The organism is Desulfosarcina variabilis str. Montpellier (assembly GCF_048565275.1).
Taxonomy (GTDB): Bacteria; Desulfobacterota; Desulfobacteria; order Desulfobacterales; family Desulfosarcinaceae; genus Desulfosarcina; species Desulfosarcina variabilis.
Genome location: NZ_CP159846.1, coordinates 1,135,299 through 1,153,270 on the forward strand (window position 1 = coordinate 1,135,299; position 17,972 = coordinate 1,153,270).

The window sequence follows — 17,972 nt, forward strand, 5'->3', positions numbered from 1 at the left end:
TTTTTTATAATGCTTGCATGGCTTTTTCCAGTTCTGCGAACGCCTGTTTTAGAATCGGCATGATCGTTGTCAATTGCTTCACATCGTTGTTTTTGCAGGTCTTTTCCATATCGGCGGCAACCGTACTCAGGGTCATGCCGCCCACATTGGCGGCCGCTCCCTTGATTTTGTGGGCCTGAGCCATGGCCGCTTGTGTGTCACCCTGATCGATGGCCGTCTCGATCAAGCTAATTTCGCCTGGAATATCGTCTATAAAAGTCTCTATCACCACCTTGGCCAATTCCGTATCGCCCGATAACCGTTCCAGAAAAGCAGCCCGATCGAATATTGTCCTCATTGGATCGAATTCCATTGATGTTGATTGGCAGGGGGGATTTACTTCCTCTTCAAGGCGGGATTCATCGTTATCGCTTTGATGTCTATCCACCGCCGATTTGTTTTTTGCACCACCTGACAGCCACTTCTCAAGCATTCGTGACAAGACATCCGGAAGAATCGGCTTGGAAATGTAGTCGTTCATACCCGCTCGCAAACATTTTTCACGATCACCTTTCATGGCATGGGCAGTCATGGCGATAATCGGAATGGTTGGGGAGATGATTCCATTATTGGATTTGCGGATTTTCCGTGTTGCCTCATATCCATCCATTTCCGGCATCTGGCAATCCATGAACACAAGATCGTAGGCCTTGCCCGCCAGGGCCTCGATTGCGGATTTTCCGTTGCCTGCAATATCGGCGTGATACCCCAGCTTCTCTATTATGGCCGTTGCTACCTGCTGATTGGTCAAGTTATCGTCAACCAACAAAATTGACGATTGTCGTTTCCATGCTTCGTTATGGGGGGGGCGCGTGATCATCTGGTCGGGTTCAAGATTTTCTTCCGCCACCGGTCCCGCTAACGCCAAACACAGGCATTCATGCAGCCGCGCCCTGCGAATCGGCTTGGCGAGAAAACCACTAAACCCAAGTTTCTTAAACGGTTTTAGATTTTCATGCCGGCCAAACAGGGGCATTAGAATGATTGCCGTGTGATGAAGGTGCGAATCCGCTTTTATCATCTCCCCAAGGGCTGCACCTTCCATGTCGGGCAGATGCAATGACAATAGCGCCACTTGATAGGGCGCTTCCCGATCATATGCCTGCCTGAGTTCATGAAGTGCGGCCGAGCCGTCGCCCACCGTTTTCATGGCGCATCCTAACCTATTTAGCATGGCGGCAATAGCGCGGCGACTGGATTCATTGGGATCCACGACCAACACGGTTGTGCCGGACAACCGACCTGTTGTTTGTGTTAATGGATCAGCCATCGTCCGTTGGGTCTCAAATTTGACATCGAACCAAAACGTTGATCCTTTTCCTGCCTGGCTTTGAACGCCGATCCGCCCCCCCATTAATTCAACGAGTTGCTTTGAAATCGCCAGTCCCAGGCCTGTTCCCCCATATTTACGGGTGGTGGATCCATCTCCCTGAACAAACGGGGAGAATAGTGTCCCTTGGCGATGGACAGGGATACCGATACCGGTATCGCGAACTTCAAAATGAAGCCAAACCCATTCCTGATCCCTTTCCGTGAGCTGGATTTCTACCCATACATCGCCTTTTTCCGCAAACTTGACTGCATTTGCAATCAGGTTGATTAAAATCTGACGCAAGCGGTTGGGGTCCCCTTTCAGTGACGTGGGGACATCGGGAGAAATGATTCCATTCAGCTCCAGTCCCTTTTTATGGGCCTTGACAGCCAGAGTGTCGAGAACGTCTTCCATACAGTGCTGCAAGTCAAAGCCCAGCATTTCCAGTTCCAATTTGCCCGATTCGATTTTGGAAAAATCGAGGATATCGTTTATCAACCGCAGCAGATCCTCACTGGAGACGCGAATGATTTCAGCAAACTTGCGCTGTTCGTCCGAAAGCTCACTGTCTAGCAGCAGGGCACACATGCCAAGTACACCGTTCATCGGAGTTCGAATTTCGTGGCTCATGTTGGCCAAGAATTCGCTCTTGGCCATGTTGGCGAATTCGGCCTTGACGGTCAACTCATTGGCCCGATCGTTGGCCTGGATCAATTGGTGATTGGCGGCTTCCAATTCGTTGGACATGGTGCGAAGGTCATTCTCAAGACGTTTGATTTGGGTGATGTCTACGAATGTTTCCAATAAGTAGGAACACCCTTCCAACGTAATTGATCTGACCGTTTTTAAAATCGGAATGGTGGCGCCGTCAGCGGTGGTCAATTCGGTTGCCAAGTTGTTAATCTCTTGGCCGTGGTCGGTGACCGGACACTCGCCCGATTTCATTGGGCAAAGGTATGAATGGCACGCCTGGCCGATGAGGGTTTCTTTTTTTCCCCTGAGCAGTTTCTCGGCGAATGCGTTGATATCAACAATCGCCTTGTTTTGGCTGTCGATCAGAACAATGCCGGCCTCCACAGATTCCTGGATGGTCGACATCTTTTGATCGCGGGCTTTCAATTTCTCGATCAGCTCATTATTTTCAAAGCGCATGGCAATACCTTCAACGATTACCCGATTCATCCGTCGTGCGCTCAATATCATAAACAGCGCGTAGATCATGCACAGCATACCGATCAAAAACTGGATTTTTCCCCCATCGAAGAACAACCGGAAGGCGACAGGGGTTGTCACCAACAAGATATAGATAACGGCGAGACTGTACTGGGCGGCATAGGTAACCGTGCAGCTGGCACACATGCCGGCCACGATGATTAAAAGGAAGGTCAAGTGATAGGGATGGCCGATTGGATAAAAGACAAATCCGCCTATCCCCCACAGTGTCCCCCCGATAATCAGGCCCAACCGAAACCGGCTGACTAATCGGCGTGTATCGCCATCCCTCCGGCGCAATGGTTCGAACTGCCTGGCCAGGATCAATCGCCAGACACTGACGCTGATATTGGCCGCCAGCCAGGCTGTTAAAACAAAATGGGAATGGATCGACCAGAACGCCGCAATGACAATACAAGCGTTCACCACCACGGCGAATTGGTTGGCAATGATGCTCTTTTGGATCATCGCCACCTGTTGTACAACCATCGCCTCATTTGTAGGCGGTGTGCCACTGAATAACTGCATTGTTATGCTACCGTTGGCTTTGACAACACCAATAGTCCCATTGGGCATCAGTGCTATGGAATTTGACCTGTTTTTATTTGCCTCAGCGGCCAGTGTTGCTACCAGAACGTGGATTCAGCGGGAAATGGGGGACAGTATCGAGGCGAATCAACTCTTATTATCGGTTGATTTTTCATTGCCTCAAGCAAATAATCGATGCGCCAAATTACATTGAACGATAGTAAAAAATGATGATCGATTACGATTACGCGCACGAGCACGAAAAACGCCAATGCCCATCGTGCTCGTGCTTAAGCTATGCGGTGCTCGTAATCGTAATCGATCTTTTTTATGCAACCTTGGGGGGTTATTTTGCCAACAATGCCCAAGTCTTAACCAGTTGAATGAATTCCGACCGATCCGCGCTTTGACTGTGGCCTTTTGCATCCGTTGCCAGACCGATGACATCTGTATCGGTAAGATTGCCTTTAAATTCCGAATCCCGCAGCAGCATGCCAAACCCGGCCACAGCGGCAGAAAAACGATAGTTTTGCGATGTTTTTACAAGGGGCGTGGTTTCATCGTTGAGTGTTCTCTCAATCAATCGACTCGTATCGTGTCCGATGGGTTTATAGCGCAGCTTAATATTCATCATCTCATTGGATTGGCTGGCTTCCGCTTTTATACGGGTTTCCTGGTATTTCAGTGGCGCTGGCGGGGAGGCACCGGTTTTGGCGTCCGGCGGCACAATTTCGTACAACGCGGTGACCGTATGACCGGCCCCCAGTTCACCCGCGTCTTTGCTGTCATCAACGAAGTCCTCCTTGGCCATTACCCTGTTTTCGTATCCGATCAATCGCCAGGCAGCGACTTTTGTCGGGTTGAATTCCACCTGGATTTTTACATCTCCGGCAATTGTGAACATGTTGGCCCGCATTTCACGAACGAACACTTTTTCCGCTTCTCGGATGGTGTCGATATAAAAATAATTCCCGTTTCCGGCATTGCTGATCTGTTCCATCCGGCCATCTTTATAGTTGCCCATCCCGAATCCAAGAATGGTTAAATAAATGCCGTCTTTGCGTTTTTCTTCGATCAGTCGTACCAATTCAGACGTGGATGATACACCGACATTAAAATCACCATCCGTGGCCAGGATGACGCGGTTGTTGCCCGTGGAAATCAGATTCCGCTTGGCAATATCATACGCCAATCGAATTCCCTCGCCGCCGGCAGTGAAACCGCCCGCGGTGAGCCCGTCCAATGCAGCAATGATCCGGTCTTTTTGGGTGGCCGGTGTCGCCGGCAACACCAACCCTGCCGAGCCGGCATAGGCGACAATGGCGATACGGTCCTTTTCGCCCAGTTCATTCAGCAATAATTTCAATGATTTTTTCAACAACGGCAGCTTATTGGACGCTTGCATGGATCCGGATGAATCAATGAGAAAAACCAGGTTGGCCGGATTCAAATGCTCATAATCCAATTTTTTTCCCTGCAGTCCGATATGGACCAGACGGTTCTGATTGTTCCAGGGACAGGGCCCTGTTTCGGTTGTAATTGAAAACGGATGCTCGCCTGCCGGATCCGGATAATCATAGCTGAAATAATTGATCATTTCCTCAATCCGCACGGCATCTTTGGGGGGGATCTGGTTCATGTTGAGATAGCGGCGGACATTGCTGTAGGACGCGGTATCCACATCGATCGAAAACGTGGATAAAGGATTCTGAACAGTGTCTTTAAACGTATTTTCCCGAATCCGGTCGTATTCTTCGGTGTTGAGCACCGGCACCATCTCGCTTTGTTGGATGACCGGCCGCTGGCCAGACGCCATCAGAGCAACCTCCGGTGCTGCCATGCAAGCAGGCTCTGTGACCAACGGTTTGGAGTCCAGTAGTTTCTTCTCCGCCAATGATTCAGATTCCGGTTGTTTTTCCTTGGCCGCTGGTACTGGGCCGGCGATTTCCTTCGCACATCCAGTCAACTGAATGGCAAAGGAAATGACCATGATCAGAAACAATAGGCTGATTGTCGTCGATTTGCTGGTTGCCCGCGTTGTCTTCACAATTGTTCTCCTTATAAGTATTTTTTTATCACCACATATACATATACGAAAAAATGAGACCAATTTGTCGCCATAAGATAGACATTTAATTTGCATAAATATTATTCAATAATCAAATAGAGCTAATTTTATTTTGATTTTTCAAAAAATGTATTCATATGCTAACAAAAAAATTGATCTGCATATAACCATGATGAACCGGCCAAAGGAGGAGGAACGGATGAACCCTACGCTATCAAAACGGATCGCAGCCCTGCTGGTTGGAATGGTGATGGTGCTATCCGGCGGAACTGCCCAGGCGGAAAAACCGATTGTGATCGGTTGTCCGCTTCCAACGGCCTTTCTTTATGGATGGGATGCCGAAAGGGGCGCCACCTTGGCCATAGAGGAAATCAACGCCCAAGGGGGGGGGGGATGTGGATGGCAAGAAACACCCTTTCAAGATCGAAGTCATCGATACGCGGGATCTGGAGCCGGGTGTGCCGGTCAGCGAGGCCTTGCTGGCCGTTTAAAAACTGATCCTGGACAAGAATGCTGATTTTCTCATTGGTGGGCCGGTGCGCTCCGAAGCGGCCCTGCCGCTTTTAAGCAAATACAAAAAAGTCTCCATTCTCACCACCGGTGTGCTGACCCCCAAATACCACGCCATGGTGGCAAAGCAGTACGACAAATTTAAATATTGCTTCCGGATTCACGGCGAAGCCAAGAACCTGGTGGGAGAGATTTTCGCCAATTTTGCCGAGCTCAAAGCCAAGCACGGATTCAACAACCTTTTTATCGTCGCCGCGGTACCATCAACAGTGTCGCCCTGGCGCTGTATGCCCTGGGTTTTGCCCTGGTTTACGGGATCTGCCGCCTGCCCAATTTTGCCCATGGCGCCCTGTATGTGCTCAGCGGTTTCATCGCCTGAACAGTGCTCAACACCCTGAACGCCAACCCCTTTGTGGCGGTGCTGGTCAGCCTGCTTGTCACCGGCCTGATCGGGGCCGTCATCTACCGCGTGTTCCTGATCCGCGTGCGCGGAATGGAAATATCCGAGATCATCGCCTCGTACGCCATTGCCCTGGCCATTCTGGAAGGATTGCGCTGGGGCGGGTTCAAGGGCATGACTTACACCCTGCCGGTGTTTATCGAAGGCAGCCTGACCATTGCCGGCATTTCAGTGGACTACCAGCGTATTCTCTGTGTGGTCATCGGTGCCGCGCTGGTGGGCGGCTTGTGGCTGTTTACCCGATTCACCCGGGTTTGATCGCACCCCGTTTTATACTGATCGCGGGGCTTCTTTTGCTTCCCCTGGTGGTGCCCGGTATGTACTGGCAGCGGGTGATTGCCATCGTTTGTATCTACGCCTTGCTGGCCGTTGGATTTGATTTTCTGGCCCATTACGTGGGCCTGGTTTCCCTTGGGGGGGCGTTTTTCGTCCACACCTACATGTGGGCGGGGATTTCCTCCTTTGCCCTGGATTTTTCGGTGCTCCCCATTGCCGCCACGGTGATCGGCGGCGGCGGAACCCTGGTCGGGCCGGTTCTGGGATGCCTGATTCTGGTGCCCGTTTCAGAATTGCTGCGCGACTTCGGCACATTGCGGATTGTTTTCTACTCTCTGATTCTGCTCGGGTTTATCGTGTTTCGCAGTGAAGGACTGATGATCTACGGCCAGCGCAAATATGAGCAATTTGAAAGATGGACGGACATATGAGTGACGCAGCACTTATCAAAGTCGATGGGATCAGCAAGGCCTTTGGCGGTATCATGGCCCTTTCCAACGTGAGCTTTGATGTGAAGGAAGGAGAAATCCTGGGTATTATCGGCCCCAACGGATCCAGCAAGACGACCATTGTCAATTGCATCACCGGATTTGTGAAAATCACCGCCGGCCGGATATTCTTCCGGGGTAAGAAAATTTCCGGCAAGCCGCCCCATAAGATCGCCCAGGTGGGTGTGCTGCGGACCTTTCAGATCATGCGGCCCTATTACAGCCTGCCCGCCTGCGAGAGCTGTTCCGGGTGGCCAATCGGGTCATGGTGCTCAATTTCGGAGAAAAGCTGACCGAGGGCAGCCCTGAAGAGGTCATGGCCGATCCGCGGGTCAGGGAAGCCTATTTCGGCTCCGAAAAGATCGAGGAGGTTATGAAGCATGCTTGAGGCTATCGGGTTGATGGTCTTCTATGAGAATTTGCTGACCCTCAATAATGTGCATATCCGGTGCGATACCAACCAGATCGTTGGTGTGTTCGGGGCCAACAGCGCCGGCAAATCAACCCTGATGTACGCCCTTTCCGGCATTGTGCTGGATATTCAGAAAAAAGAAGCCATGGCCGGTGGTGAGCGCATTACCGTGGCTGGAAGCGTTCGCTACCGAGCAATATGCCCGGCCGGTTTTTCCCATCGTTGATTACGCGTTTATTCTCGAAAACGGTTCTGCTGTTTTGGAAGGCACGCGTGAAGAACTGATGGATAATCCGGATGTGAAGGCAGCCTATTTCTGGCCTGGCAATGGAGAGTTGGCATCGTCACCCGATTATCTGTGTTGGTCGGCACATTCGAATCCTCGAAATATTGCACAAATTTTAGGCACTTTAGGGCACTTTCAACTTTAGGCACTTTTATCTCATCATCCGTATGATCTAAATTCGGTGACCTACTGCTACTGTGGCGGGGATGTGCTTCCCGAAGAGGTCAAGGAGCGCTGGTACAGGCGCTGCGGTGTTCCCATCTATCAGGTCTACGGCTCCACAGAGGTCGGGCACGTAACCTACAGTAAGATCGGCGTTGAACCCAGTCCCCGGGCCATCGGTTTTCCGCTGAAAAGCCGGGAATGCCGAATTGTCGACCCGGTCACCCTGGCGCCAGTGGAGACGGGAGAAAGTGGTGAACTGCTGGTCACCTGTTCCTACACCATAGAAATGTTATCACAACAAACCCGAGGAAACCGATAAAACCTATGTTCAGCTTGATGGCAAGACCTGGTGCCGCATGGGGGATTACGTTTGCGAACTTCCCACCGGCGAGTTGATCTATCAGGAACGATCAGCTGATATCATCAAGCACAAGGCGTTTCGCGTATCTGCATCCGAGGTGGAAGCGGTGCTTCAGGACCATCCCACGGTGATTGGTGCCTGCGTGGTCGGCGTGCCGGATGTCAAGGTGGGCGAACGCATCAAGGCCATCGCGGTGCTCAAGGAAGATGCCCGCGGGGTCGGGGGCACCGAACTCATCCAGTGGTGCCGGGAGCGGCTGGCCGCCTACAAGGTCCCTTCATATATCGAGTTCAGGGATATGCTGCCCAAATCCAAGGTGGGCAAGCTTTTGCGCCGCGAAGTCCGCGATGACGAAATCCGGCGGATCACCAAATCCAAATCCGCTATCCATTCGCAAGGAGAGTAAAATCCAAGAGAAGACCGTTTTTATGGACGGTTAACCCCAACGCCGTCGCTATTATTCAGCATCGTTCACCGCGGCGGGTTTCAGCTCCATTGGAATGGTCTGGATATGCACATCCTGCTGAGGAAAGGGAATGGATATGCCTTCCTCATCAAATCGAAGTTTGACAGTGCGTGTCACATCCCAATACACATCCCAATAGTCATCGGCTTTGACCCAGGGGCGCACGACAAAGTCCACGGATGAGGCTCCCAGCGTATGCAGGCGTACTATCGGCTCCGGATTTTCGAGGACCCGTTAATGAGATTTGAGGATGTCTATTAAAACATTTTCTGCTTTCGGAATGTCGTCCGTGTAGGAAATGCCGAATATCATGTCGACACGGTGCTTTCCCTGCGCGGTCACATTCTTGATCACATCTCCCCAGATTTTATTGTTGGGTATCACAATGAGTTGATTATCCAGCGTTTTCAAACTTGTTGAAACCAGATTCATGTGATCCACCTTTTTGAGGCCATTTTCCATCAATCAGTTGATGGTGTTTTTCAAGGTTCGGCTGACCAGTTTTACCGCGACGCCGGTGTCGGTCAACACCAGACTACATTGTTATTGCATGATAATGAGCTTCCCAGCAAGTTTCTTTACGATCCCTGATCCAACAGGATAACAGGATTGAATTGAGCTCCTCGAAACCTTTACAACCAGACTGCCTTGGCATCATGGCGGGCCGGAATGCGCTGGTACTTGTATTTGGGGTAACCCGCAACCATCGTTCCAAACACCCGATGATCGTCCGGAATTTCCAGAAATTGCCAGATAGGCGGGTGATGGGCCACCGCGAGCATAAACAACCCGATCCAACATGTGCCTATGCCCAGACTGAATGCAACCAGATCGAAGTAGGTCATGGCAATGACGCAGTTTTCCCGTGGCATGGAGCTTATTTCCGGTGCATGGGTAATCAGCACCAGGGGGGCGCTCCGGAAAAGCCGATCCTCGCCTTTTTGCCAGCCCTCAACAATCCCGGCCAGTGGCACGTTTTTGGATATGGAATCATTCGTTTCAATGGCTTGTTTCATCCAGTCGATGGTCATTTGGCTTAGCGTCCTGATTTTCACTTGATCGTCGGTGATGATCCAGTCTACCTGCTGGGCGTTGCTGCCGGTGGGGGCAAAGCGGCACACGTCCAGAATGTTTTCAATCGTCTCCCGCTCAACCGGCCGATCCTGATAAACCCGGATGGACCGTCTTGATTTCAGTATGTGCGTCAACTGGGCCGTTGTGGCGCGCAGTTTTTTGTCGATGGGTTCGCAATCATCCGGCTTGATGCCGGCCATCGATATGGCGGCCGTGGGACAAACGGCCATACAATGACCGCACCGGATGCACTGCGTTTCGATGCCGGCAACGGGCGTAGGCGTTTTTGTCGAAAAGTCGATCAGTTTCCGCGGGCAAACCTCCGCACAGATTCCGTCCTGGTTGCAGATTTCATGATTGATGATCAGAGGTTGCATTCGCTTTTATCTCCTTAGATTTTTGCCCTGAAAAGCGTGTAGGTAAAAAAACCGTAGTAATCGGGAAGATCAATGATGCATTCCGGTGATTCAGGGTCGCAAATACGATGATATTCAGACCTCTCATCAGCGGTTAATTCGGCTTTTGGATCTCCCCAGCGCATGGCCAACAAGGATACCAGCGCTTTACGGCGATCACCGGATAGGGGCGCCTGAATATCTCCGGTAAAAGTACGGGCTTTATATTCCATGAAACCAGCGGACTTGAGCCTGCCCAAGGTCCTTAAAAAATGAGAATCCGGCGGGTCATTTCCGGCAAACGGGGCAATGCCGTCAGCGGTTGTGTTCAGTTTTGCCTCCAGAAAAGGATATCCAGGCAGCAGTTGCTGGGATGTCCAGCCTGCAACGAAAACCTCTCCTCCCGGTTTCACAACCCGAACCATCTCCCTGAATACGGATTGTTTATCTCCTGGTGCATACCCGGCACAATCCATGCTCCAGGCCCAGTCAAATGAATTGTCGTCAAAGGGAAGATTGTACATGCTGGCTTTTTGGAAATCCGATTGGTGTGATAAGTGTCTGTCGACGGCGCTTTGCCTGGCATGTGCCAAGAATTCCTCACTTAGATCGACACCCGTCACATGGCCTGATTGTCCGACGGCAGTTGTCAATAGCATTGTGTTGCTGCCGATGCCGCAGCCGATATCGATTCCTTTACTGGACAGCGGCAGGTTCAGGCTTTGGATGATTGATTGAACCAGTGTGTCTCGCAGGTGATCCGATAATTGGAGCTTTTTTAGATATTCATTCATCGCAAATTTCTTTCCACCAGCGAGGCCAATCGATGATAGGGCTGCGATCCTGCCAATCGCTTCTGATTGATAATGTATGTCGGGGCGATTATGATCTCGCGCTCCTCGGACATTTTCCAATCATCATCAACGGCCTGACTGAATGACCGCTGTTCAAGAACCGATCGGGCCTTTTCCCGTGAAAGGCCAGCTATTTCCGTAACATCCAGCAGCACCGATTGCTGCGCAACGTTGAGGCCCTCGGCAAAGTAGGCCTTGAAGATGGCATCGTGAAATGCTTCCCCTTTCCCTTGGGTATCCGCCCATTTGAAGAGTTCTTGAGCCTGGCGGGTGTCCGAAATGGTTGTGCGGTTCGCAAAGGCCAGTCCAAGGGACGCCGCTTTTTGTTCCAGCAGTTGCAACTTTTTCGTCATGAGCGCCTGGTTGTTGTCAAAAAGTTCCTCGATCGATAATCCTTGCCTTGGGATATCGCGATGCAGGGGAAAGGCCCGCCATACGATTTCGATATCATATGCAGCTGTCAGCCTGTTGACGGTATCATGATCAAAATAGCACCAAGCGCAGTTAAAGTCCGAGAAGATTTCCATTGTACCAGGGGTACTCATATTCTGTTCCTTATTTTATTAGGTTCAGCCAAACAAGATTTCATACAATGCAACAGGCGCGGTCACGGGCAAAATGATCGTATCTAAAAAATAAAGCGCAAGGGCCTCCATTCATCCCAGAGCGTCTTTACCATATCTGTCATGTCGGGCTCAACCACCCATACGGACCGGCATGCCGGACACCCCCAGATAAGGCTGACCTTTGCCCGCAATTGACACAGGGGAGCATTGTTGGGATTCGATCCCTATTGTGATGCAGAAAGGATATTTGTAGGTTGTGTTGAGCTTAAGCGAAAACCAACACCAACCGGAAAGACGGGCATGATTTTGTTGGGTTTCTTTCCTCTTTTATGCAACATTGCGGTTTACTTATCGCTGGTTGACCCTTCAAAATAAGAAACCGGCGGCAATACCGCATCGATTACCGCCTGGGGCAGCTCGCCGTAATATTGATCCATCAGCCCCTTGGGTTTTTACCGACCGGCCATCAAGACCGGTGAAAGAAAAGCTGCACTCCCTCGCAGAGCATGGAAGCAAGAATGATGGCCGTTTAAAATACTATTGCCCCGGGAGCCTGGTGGAAAATGGTTGACGCTGTCTAATCGGATTGTTTATATGAGTGGTCAATAATCGAAACGGTAGAAGCCGTTTTTTGTGTACAATCAATAAATACCAGCCCCTAAGAAAGGGGCAAGACCAGACAAACGAGCCACGAAGGCCGCACATATTCAGCAGAATAGGTGCGTCCGCGTGGCTTTTTTTGTTGGCAGGTACCATTTGTGTAGGATTTTGAAGGGTTAAATGAATGCATGGTGCCTGCAAACTGCTTTGTATTGCATTCAATGGATAGGAGAAAGGTATGCCAAGTTCGTCGCTAAACATGGACCCAACGGTCGACGAAACCAACACGCCAGAACGATTGTGGCCGGCCGCCACTGCCGTTCATGGCCATGTAACCAAGGCGTTTTTAGGCTATGTTAAGAAAAAACGCCTGCTGATGCTCGGGCTGCTGGCGGCCACGGTAGTACTGGTCATCATTGCCTTGACCCAAGGGGCTTACGACATTGCCCTGGGGCATCTAATGCAGATCTTTTCGGGCTCGGCCGTTGGTCCGGCAGATATTGTGATCTGGAAAATCCGCCTGCCGCGAATTGTTTCCGCCATCATGGTCGGCTGGGGACTCTCCCTGTCCGGACTGGGCATCCAGACGCTGCTTCGAAATCCCCTGGGATCGCCTTTTACGCTCGGCATCAGTCATGGGGCCGCCTTTGGTGCATCGGCCGCCATTTTGCTCTTGGGCCCCCAGATCTTCCTTGTAACCCTGTCCGCGTTTGCCGGCGCCATGTGCTCCACCGTTGTCATCATGATCCTGGCCGGCTTCAAACGATTATCGCCCGAATCCATCATTCTTGCCGGTGTGGCCCTGACCTCCCTGTTCATGTCCGGTACCGTGCTGGTCCAGTACCTGGCATCGGACACTGAACTGGCCATGGTGGTGTTCTGGACCTTCGGTGATGTGGCCCGTGCCAGTTGGACTGAGATCGGTGTTCTGTCCTTTGTCGTCATGGGCGTGACGCTGTACCTGATTCTGCGGCGCTGGGACCTCAACGCCATGGCTGCCGGTGAAGAGGCCGCCCGGGGATTGGGCGTGAATGTGAATCGCCTTCGCCTGGTCGGCATGCTGGCCGCCGTAGTGATGGCCGCCCTGGCCACCGCTTTTCACGGGGTTATCGCATTTGTCGGGCTTATCGCTCCCCATATCGCCAGACGGCTGGTGGGGGCTGATCACGGCCTGCTGATTCCATTTTCGTCCATCATCGGCGCCTTGCTGCTGCTATCCGCCGACACCCTGGGGCGGGTTATTTTTGGTTCCGGGGCCCTGCCCGTGGGCATCATCACTTCTTTTATGGGGGCGCCCATGTTCTTATACCTGCTGATACGGAGCAAATGATGATCCTCTCTGTCGATAATATCCGCTTTTCCTACAACAGCCACCCGGTCATCGAAAATATCTCTTTTAGTTTAGAAAAAGGACGCTTACTTGCCATTTTAGGGGTCAACGGCGCCGGTAAATCCACACTGCTCAAATGCCTCAACCGGGTGCTGCGGCCCCAGACCGGATCAGTGCTGCTGGGCAAAGAAGATTTGCATCGACTCTCCCAGAATGCCATTGCCCGCCGCATGGGGTATGTGCCCCAGCAGCACCCCCAGACCCAATTGACCGTTTACGAATCCGTATTGCTGGGGCGTCGGCCGCATATGGGGCTGACCGTGGGCCAAACCGACTATGCGGTGGTGGATCAAATCATCGGGCAGATGGGGCTAACCGATCTGGCCCTGCGACCGGTCAGCGATTTGAGTGGCGGGGAGGCCCAAAAAGTGATGATTGCCCGGGCGTTGGCCCAGTCGCCGTCCATTCTTTTACTGGACGAACCCACCAGCAATCTTGATCTGAAAAATCAGATGGAGGTCATGGCCCTGATCCGCAATGTGGTCAGCAGCCGGGGACTGATGGCCATCGTGGCCATCCATGATCTGAACCTGGCCGTACGATTTGCCGACCGGTTTCTCTTTATCAAGGATCACCAGGTCCATGCCATGGCCGACAAAGACGACCTGTGCGCGGAAATGATTGAGGCGGTTTATGGTGTTGAGGTGGTGATTCAACAGGTGGGGGGGCATCGGGTCGTTGTGCCGGTTTGATGATGGGCGAGGGGATGATCGGTGATCGGTGATGGGTGATGGGTAATCGGTGGCTGATTAGGGAGCACTTCTCTATATTTGACTAAACTGGGCGATTGTCGAGCTTGCCGTAGATACACGGCAGGTGGCTTTCCGCTATAGTCTCGCCTATGCGGTAAGCCACCTAACGCGGTTCGAAGATCCCGCCGCCGGGAAGATGCGGTGAGATCGGCAATCCCAACGGGTTTCAAATTTATGAGGAAAAAAATAGAAATACACAATTAAATTAACATAATCTGCAATTCGGAGAAATTTGAAACGCCCAGTTTAGTTGAATTGTTGATTGTGGAGTATAAGGAGAAAATCATGAGAGTGAAATGGGTATTGATGTTGCTGATAATGTTTTCCATTATCTCGGCTTCCCCGACCAGTGCCATGACGGTCAAGGATATGGCCGGTCGGACATTTGATTTGAAGGCCGAGCCGCAACGTATCATCTGCGTGGGGCCCGGCGCCCTGCGACTGATCACCTATCTGAAGGCCCTTGACCGGGTCGTGGGCATAGAATCCATGGAAAAGCAATTTCCCACGGGCCGGCCCTATTGGATTGCCAATCCTCAATTGAAAACCCTGCCCATTATCGGCCCGGGCGGGGCCGGGGCAATCAATAAAAAGCCGGACATGGAGGCTGTGCTGCGGGTCAGGCCGGATTTGATCATTGCCACATACATGGAGGCCGGCGTGGCCGACGCGGTGGCCAGGACACTGAGCATTCCCGTGTTGGTGCTCAGCTACGGGGAACTGGCCGTATTCGATGAAATGGTTTTTGACTCCCTGCGCCTGGCCGGAAAAATTCTCAACCGGCAGGCACGGGCCGAGGAAGTGATTGATTTCATCAAGGGCATACGCAAGGACCTTTCTCAGCGCACGGCCGACATTGCCGAGGACGCCAAGCCCGGCGTGTACGTGGGCGGCATCGGCTACCGGGGCACCCATGGCATCGAAAGCACCCAGCGGGACTACATCCCGCTGGACTGGAATAATGCGGTCAATCTGGCCCAGCAGGTCAAGGCCACCATTGGCAGTCATGTCATGGTCGACAAGGAAGTCCTTTTGTCTCTCAATCCCGATGTGATTTTTATCGATAGCGCCGGCCTGCCTCTGGTGCAGGAGGACTATCGCCGGAAACCGGACTTTTATCAGGGGTTAAAAGCCACCCGGGAAAACCGGGTCTACACCCTGTACCCATTTAATTTCTATACCACCAATATCGATACGGCCATGGCTGATGGGTATGCCATCGGCAAGATCATTTTTGCGGAGCGGTTTGCCGATGTGGATTTGCCCAAAAAGGCTGACGAGATCTATACCTTTCTGCTCGGAAAACCGGTGTATGAGCAGATGCAAAAGGATTTTGGACCGTTGGGTCAGGCGGTGCGGTTTGGGGGGTAGGTGGAAGTTAGAAGTTAGAAGTTAGAAGTTAGAAGGTGGAAGGTGGAAGGGAGAAGGAAGAAAGAAGAATGGAGGCGATTCATTTGGACTGTTTCTACGTTTAAAAGGTTGCGAACGCGAGGTTGAGAGATGATGAAGAGATTATTAGGTGTGGGCATTGCCCTGATGGTGTTGGTGTTTTATCTGCCGGCCATGGCCGAGGAGCCGATGAAACTGGAGGAAATTGTTGTCACAGAGAAAAAGCTGGTCAAACCGACCAAACAGACCAACGAAACCGTGTACACCGGCAGTGAGATCACGCGGGAAGGGATTGACGCCCAGGGCGCCAAAGCCAGTGTCAGTGTTTACGAGGCGGTCAACGTGCTGCCGGGCGTGAGTGTGGAAAGCGTCGACCCCTATGGCCTGGCTGCCGAACAGAAAAACATCCGTACCCGAGGGGTGCGTGGCTATCTGGGGGCCATGACCGTGGCCGGGGTGCCCAATTACGGGGGCAACCCCATGGGGCCCCGGGAATATCTGTACGATATGGAAAATGTGGAGAGCATCGCCGTTTACAAAGGTGCTGTGCCGGCTGATCTGGGGACCGGCGTCGGTGCCCGGGGAGGTGCTTTGGAACTGCGTCCGCGGTGGCCCGAAGAGCAGTGGGGCGTCGATTTTGGTCAGGGCTTCGGTGAGAATGGATACACGCGCAGCTTTCTGCGGCTGGATTCGGGTGACCTGCCGGTGGTCGGCAGCCGCCTTTCGGTTTCCGGCTCCTATACCGATGCCGAGAAATGGAAGGGACCCGGCGACCTGGGACCGCGCAAAAATGCCAGTATCATGCTGGCCCAACCCATCAACGACCAGGATGAGATAACCTTCTGGTTCAACTATAACGACCTTGAACAGAACCTGTACAAGCCCCTGACCTATGTAGAAACCCAGGACCTTAGCGCCAACTACGAAAACGACTACAACAGTACGCTGACCGGTACTGCGGCCCTGGATATCAATTATTACGATTACAACCGCGGGGACTATTGCAATCGCGATTTTCTTTCCGTGATTCCGCTGACCTTTTCCGATGCGTTCAAGCTATCCGTAAAACCTTACTACTCCAAGGAAGATACCGAAATTCTCGGTGGGACCGCGTCCATGGGCGGCAGTGTCCAGAAACGCATGCGCGAAATCGAGCGCTACGGGTTGATTTCCCAGGCCGATTATCACATTAGCGGGGTTACCGCCTCCCTGGGGTACTGGTATGAAGACTCGGACATGGTGATCAGTCAGCAGTTCTATAATCCGACTAATTTTGCTTTCAAAGGCTACGGGATGGTCATGGAGAACGACGGCGACGGGATCGTTCACAGCCCCTATTTCAAGCTTGCGGGCAGTGTGGGTGCGTTCGACTGGCAGGCCGGCCTCAAGTACTTTTACTACAAGGACCCCGCCAGCCAGGGGTATACCGCCTCGGCCCCGGATTACGAGCTGGTCAAGGCCGACGACCTATATCGGCAGGAGAAAACCTATGACGAGCTGTTGCCTACCCTTGGCATCGACTATCGCATCACCGATAGCCTCGAGGTGACCGCCAGTTACGGCCGCAACCAGATCCGACCCTATGCCTATGTTCCCCTGGTCACCACCTACAACAGCAACCGGGCCGATTTTCAGGCGGCCGGCGTGACCCTGGATGATATGTTCAGCGGGTATGACATGGAAATCAGCGATACCTTCGAGCTGGGCGCCCGTTTTTGCCAATCCTGGATGGAAATCATGCCCACTGTTTTTTTCGCCAAGCACAAAAACCTGCTCACCACCGTCCACGACCCGCGTATCGGTGATAGCGGCGTCAATTATTACCAGAACGTCGGCGAAGCCACCGGGTATGGGGTCGAGGTGGAAACCAATTTTTTCCTGGGCGACCATGTGACGTTCTTTTTAAATCCCACCTATACCTCGTTGACCTATGATGAGGATCTGACCTATGCGGGCGCCACCCTTCAAACCAAGGACAATCAGGTGGTGGATACGCCGGAGTGGATGCTCAAGGCCGGTCTGATACTGACCTGGGGGGATTTCGAGGTCGTGCCCATGCTGCGTTACCTTGACGATCGCTTTGGGGATGCTGAAAATACGGAAACGGTCGATAGCTATATGGTTGCCGACCTGAAGATCGGCTACAAAAAGAACGACATTGCATTTTTTGATGCACTGAAAATTTCACTGGAATTCACCAACCTGTTTGATGAGGAATATGTATCGCTGATCAATGGCATGGACGACAGCCGGGCGGGACGCACAAGCTATTACGTTGGTGCGCCGTTTACGACACTGTTGTCGGTGTCCTTGGAAATATAGACGGATGTTTATAGACTATTGCACGTGTCGTTAACTTTAAGGAGCAA

Annotated in this window: 18 protein-coding genes and 2 pseudogenes; 13 read left to right on the top strand and 7 right to left on the bottom strand. The window is 52.1% G+C overall.

Annotation, left to right across the window (positions count from 1 at the left end; translation table 11 throughout):
• Window positions 1-4: 4 nt before the first annotated feature.
• Both Dvar_RS04985 and Dvar_RS04990 read right to left on the bottom strand, forming a co-directional pair.
• Complete coding sequence (locus Dvar_RS04985) at window positions 5-3,052, bottom strand: response regulator (protein ID WP_419660603.1); 3,048 nt, start codon at window positions 3,050-3,052, stop codon at window positions 5-7.
• A gap of 385 nt (window positions 3,053-3,437) precedes the next feature.
• Window positions 3,438-5,138: a vWA domain-containing protein gene (locus tag Dvar_RS04990; RefSeq protein WP_419660604.1), complete on the bottom strand. Its 1,701-nt coding sequence runs from the start codon at window positions 5,136-5,138 to the stop codon at window positions 3,438-3,440.
• 220 nt (window positions 5,139-5,358) lie between these two features.
• Here Dvar_RS04990 and Dvar_RS04995 point away from each other — a divergent pair, with 220 nt between their 5' ends.
• The 9 genes and pseudogenes from Dvar_RS04995 (at window position 5,359) to Dvar_RS05035 (ending at window position 8,523) form a co-directional block, all read left to right on the top strand.
• Window positions 5,359-5,676 (top strand): hypothetical protein, encoded by a 318-nt coding sequence (locus tag Dvar_RS04995; RefSeq protein WP_419660605.1) that lies wholly within the window; start codon window positions 5,359-5,361, stop codon window positions 5,674-5,676.
• 141 nt (window positions 5,677-5,817) lie between these two features.
• Window positions 5,818-6,048 carry an ABC transporter permease subunit gene (locus Dvar_RS05000; RefSeq protein WP_419660606.1) on the top strand — a complete coding sequence of 77 codons (231 nt, stop codon included), beginning with the start codon at window positions 5,818-5,820 and terminating at the stop codon, window positions 6,046-6,048.
• Window positions 6,049-6,051: 3 nt separating this feature from the next.
• Window positions 6,052-6,387, top strand: coding sequence for a hypothetical protein (locus tag Dvar_RS05005; protein ID WP_419660607.1), 336 nt, complete (start codon window positions 6,052-6,054; stop codon window positions 6,385-6,387).
• The gene (locus Dvar_RS05010; protein WP_419660608.1) at window positions 6,357-6,836 is read left to right on the top strand and encodes a hypothetical protein; all 480 of its coding nucleotides are present in this window, start codon (window positions 6,357-6,359) and stop codon (window positions 6,834-6,836) included. The genes Dvar_RS05005 and Dvar_RS05010 overlap by 31 nt, the downstream gene beginning before the upstream one ends.
• Window positions 6,833-7,186 carry an ATP-binding cassette domain-containing protein gene (locus Dvar_RS05015; RefSeq protein ID WP_419660609.1) on the top strand — a complete coding sequence of 118 codons (354 nt, stop codon included), beginning with the start codon at window positions 6,833-6,835 and terminating at the stop codon, window positions 7,184-7,186. The genes Dvar_RS05010 and Dvar_RS05015 overlap by 4 nt, the downstream gene beginning before the upstream one ends.
• The gene (locus Dvar_RS05020) at window positions 7,159-7,281 is read left to right on the top strand and encodes a hypothetical protein (protein ID WP_419660610.1); all 123 of its coding nucleotides are present in this window, start codon (window positions 7,159-7,161) and stop codon (window positions 7,279-7,281) included. Before Dvar_RS05015 ends, Dvar_RS05020 begins: the two co-directional genes overlap by 28 nt.
• Window positions 7,274-7,531, top strand: coding sequence for an ATP-binding cassette domain-containing protein (locus Dvar_RS05025; protein ID WP_419660611.1), 258 nt, complete (start codon window positions 7,274-7,276; stop codon window positions 7,529-7,531). Before Dvar_RS05020 ends, Dvar_RS05025 begins: the two co-directional genes overlap by 8 nt.
• 235 nt (window positions 7,532-7,766) lie before the next feature.
• Window positions 7,767-8,075 (top strand): annotated as a pseudogene (locus tag Dvar_RS05030) (AMP-binding protein); the annotation flags it as partial.
• Between the two features lie 37 nt (window positions 8,076-8,112).
• On the top strand, window positions 8,113-8,523 hold the full coding sequence (locus Dvar_RS05035; protein ID WP_419660612.1) for an AMP-binding enzyme: 411 nt from the start codon (window positions 8,113-8,115) through the stop codon (window positions 8,521-8,523).
• Between the two features lie 51 nt (window positions 8,524-8,574).
• Here Dvar_RS05035 and Dvar_RS05040 read toward each other — a convergent pair.
• From Dvar_RS05040 to Dvar_RS05060, 5 genes and pseudogenes are all read right to left on the bottom strand, one after another.
• A pseudogene (locus Dvar_RS05040) lies at window positions 8,575-8,802 on the bottom strand (hypothetical protein); the annotation flags it as partial.
• Between the two features lie 15 nt (window positions 8,803-8,817).
• The gene (locus Dvar_RS05045; protein WP_419660613.1) at window positions 8,818-9,015 is read right to left on the bottom strand and encodes a mechanosensitive ion channel domain-containing protein; all 198 of its coding nucleotides are present in this window, start codon (window positions 9,013-9,015) and stop codon (window positions 8,818-8,820) included.
• A 200-nt stretch (window positions 9,016-9,215) separates the two neighbouring features.
• On the bottom strand, window positions 9,216-10,034 hold the full coding sequence (locus Dvar_RS05050) for a nitroreductase family protein (RefSeq protein ID WP_419660614.1): 819 nt from the start codon (window positions 10,032-10,034) through the stop codon (window positions 9,216-9,218).
• 14 nt (window positions 10,035-10,048) lie between these two features.
• A complete protein-coding gene (locus tag Dvar_RS05055; RefSeq protein WP_419660615.1) occupies window positions 10,049-10,846 on the bottom strand; it encodes a class I SAM-dependent methyltransferase in 798 nt (265 codons plus the stop codon).
• Complete coding sequence (locus Dvar_RS05060) at window positions 10,843-11,451, bottom strand: DsbA family oxidoreductase (RefSeq protein WP_419660616.1); 609 nt, start codon at window positions 11,449-11,451, stop codon at window positions 10,843-10,845. The genes Dvar_RS05055 and Dvar_RS05060 overlap by 4 nt, the downstream gene beginning before the upstream one ends.
• Before the next feature lie 859 nt (window positions 11,452-12,310).
• Here Dvar_RS05060 and Dvar_RS05065 point away from each other — a divergent pair.
• The 4 genes from Dvar_RS05065 to Dvar_RS05080 all read left to right on the top strand — a co-directional run bounded on the left by Dvar_RS05065 (window position 12,311) and on the right by Dvar_RS05080 (window position 17,925).
• Window positions 12,311-13,402 (top strand): FecCD family ABC transporter permease, encoded by a 1,092-nt coding sequence (locus Dvar_RS05065; protein WP_419660617.1) that lies wholly within the window; start codon window positions 12,311-12,313, stop codon window positions 13,400-13,402.
• Window positions 13,399-14,154, top strand: a complete 756-nt coding sequence (locus tag Dvar_RS05070; RefSeq protein WP_419660618.1) for an ABC transporter ATP-binding protein — start codon at window positions 13,399-13,401, stop codon at window positions 14,152-14,154. The genes Dvar_RS05065 and Dvar_RS05070 overlap by 4 nt, the downstream gene beginning before the upstream one ends.
• A 345-nt stretch (window positions 14,155-14,499) precedes the next feature.
• The gene (locus tag Dvar_RS05075; RefSeq protein WP_419660619.1) at window positions 14,500-15,585 is read left to right on the top strand and encodes an iron ABC transporter substrate-binding protein; all 1,086 of its coding nucleotides are present in this window, start codon (window positions 14,500-14,502) and stop codon (window positions 15,583-15,585) included.
• A gap of 129 nt (window positions 15,586-15,714) precedes the next feature.
• Window positions 15,715-17,925: a TonB-dependent receptor gene (locus Dvar_RS05080; protein ID WP_419660620.1), complete on the top strand. Its 2,211-nt coding sequence runs from the start codon at window positions 15,715-15,717 to the stop codon at window positions 17,923-17,925.
• Window positions 17,926-17,972 lie beyond the last annotated feature (47 nt).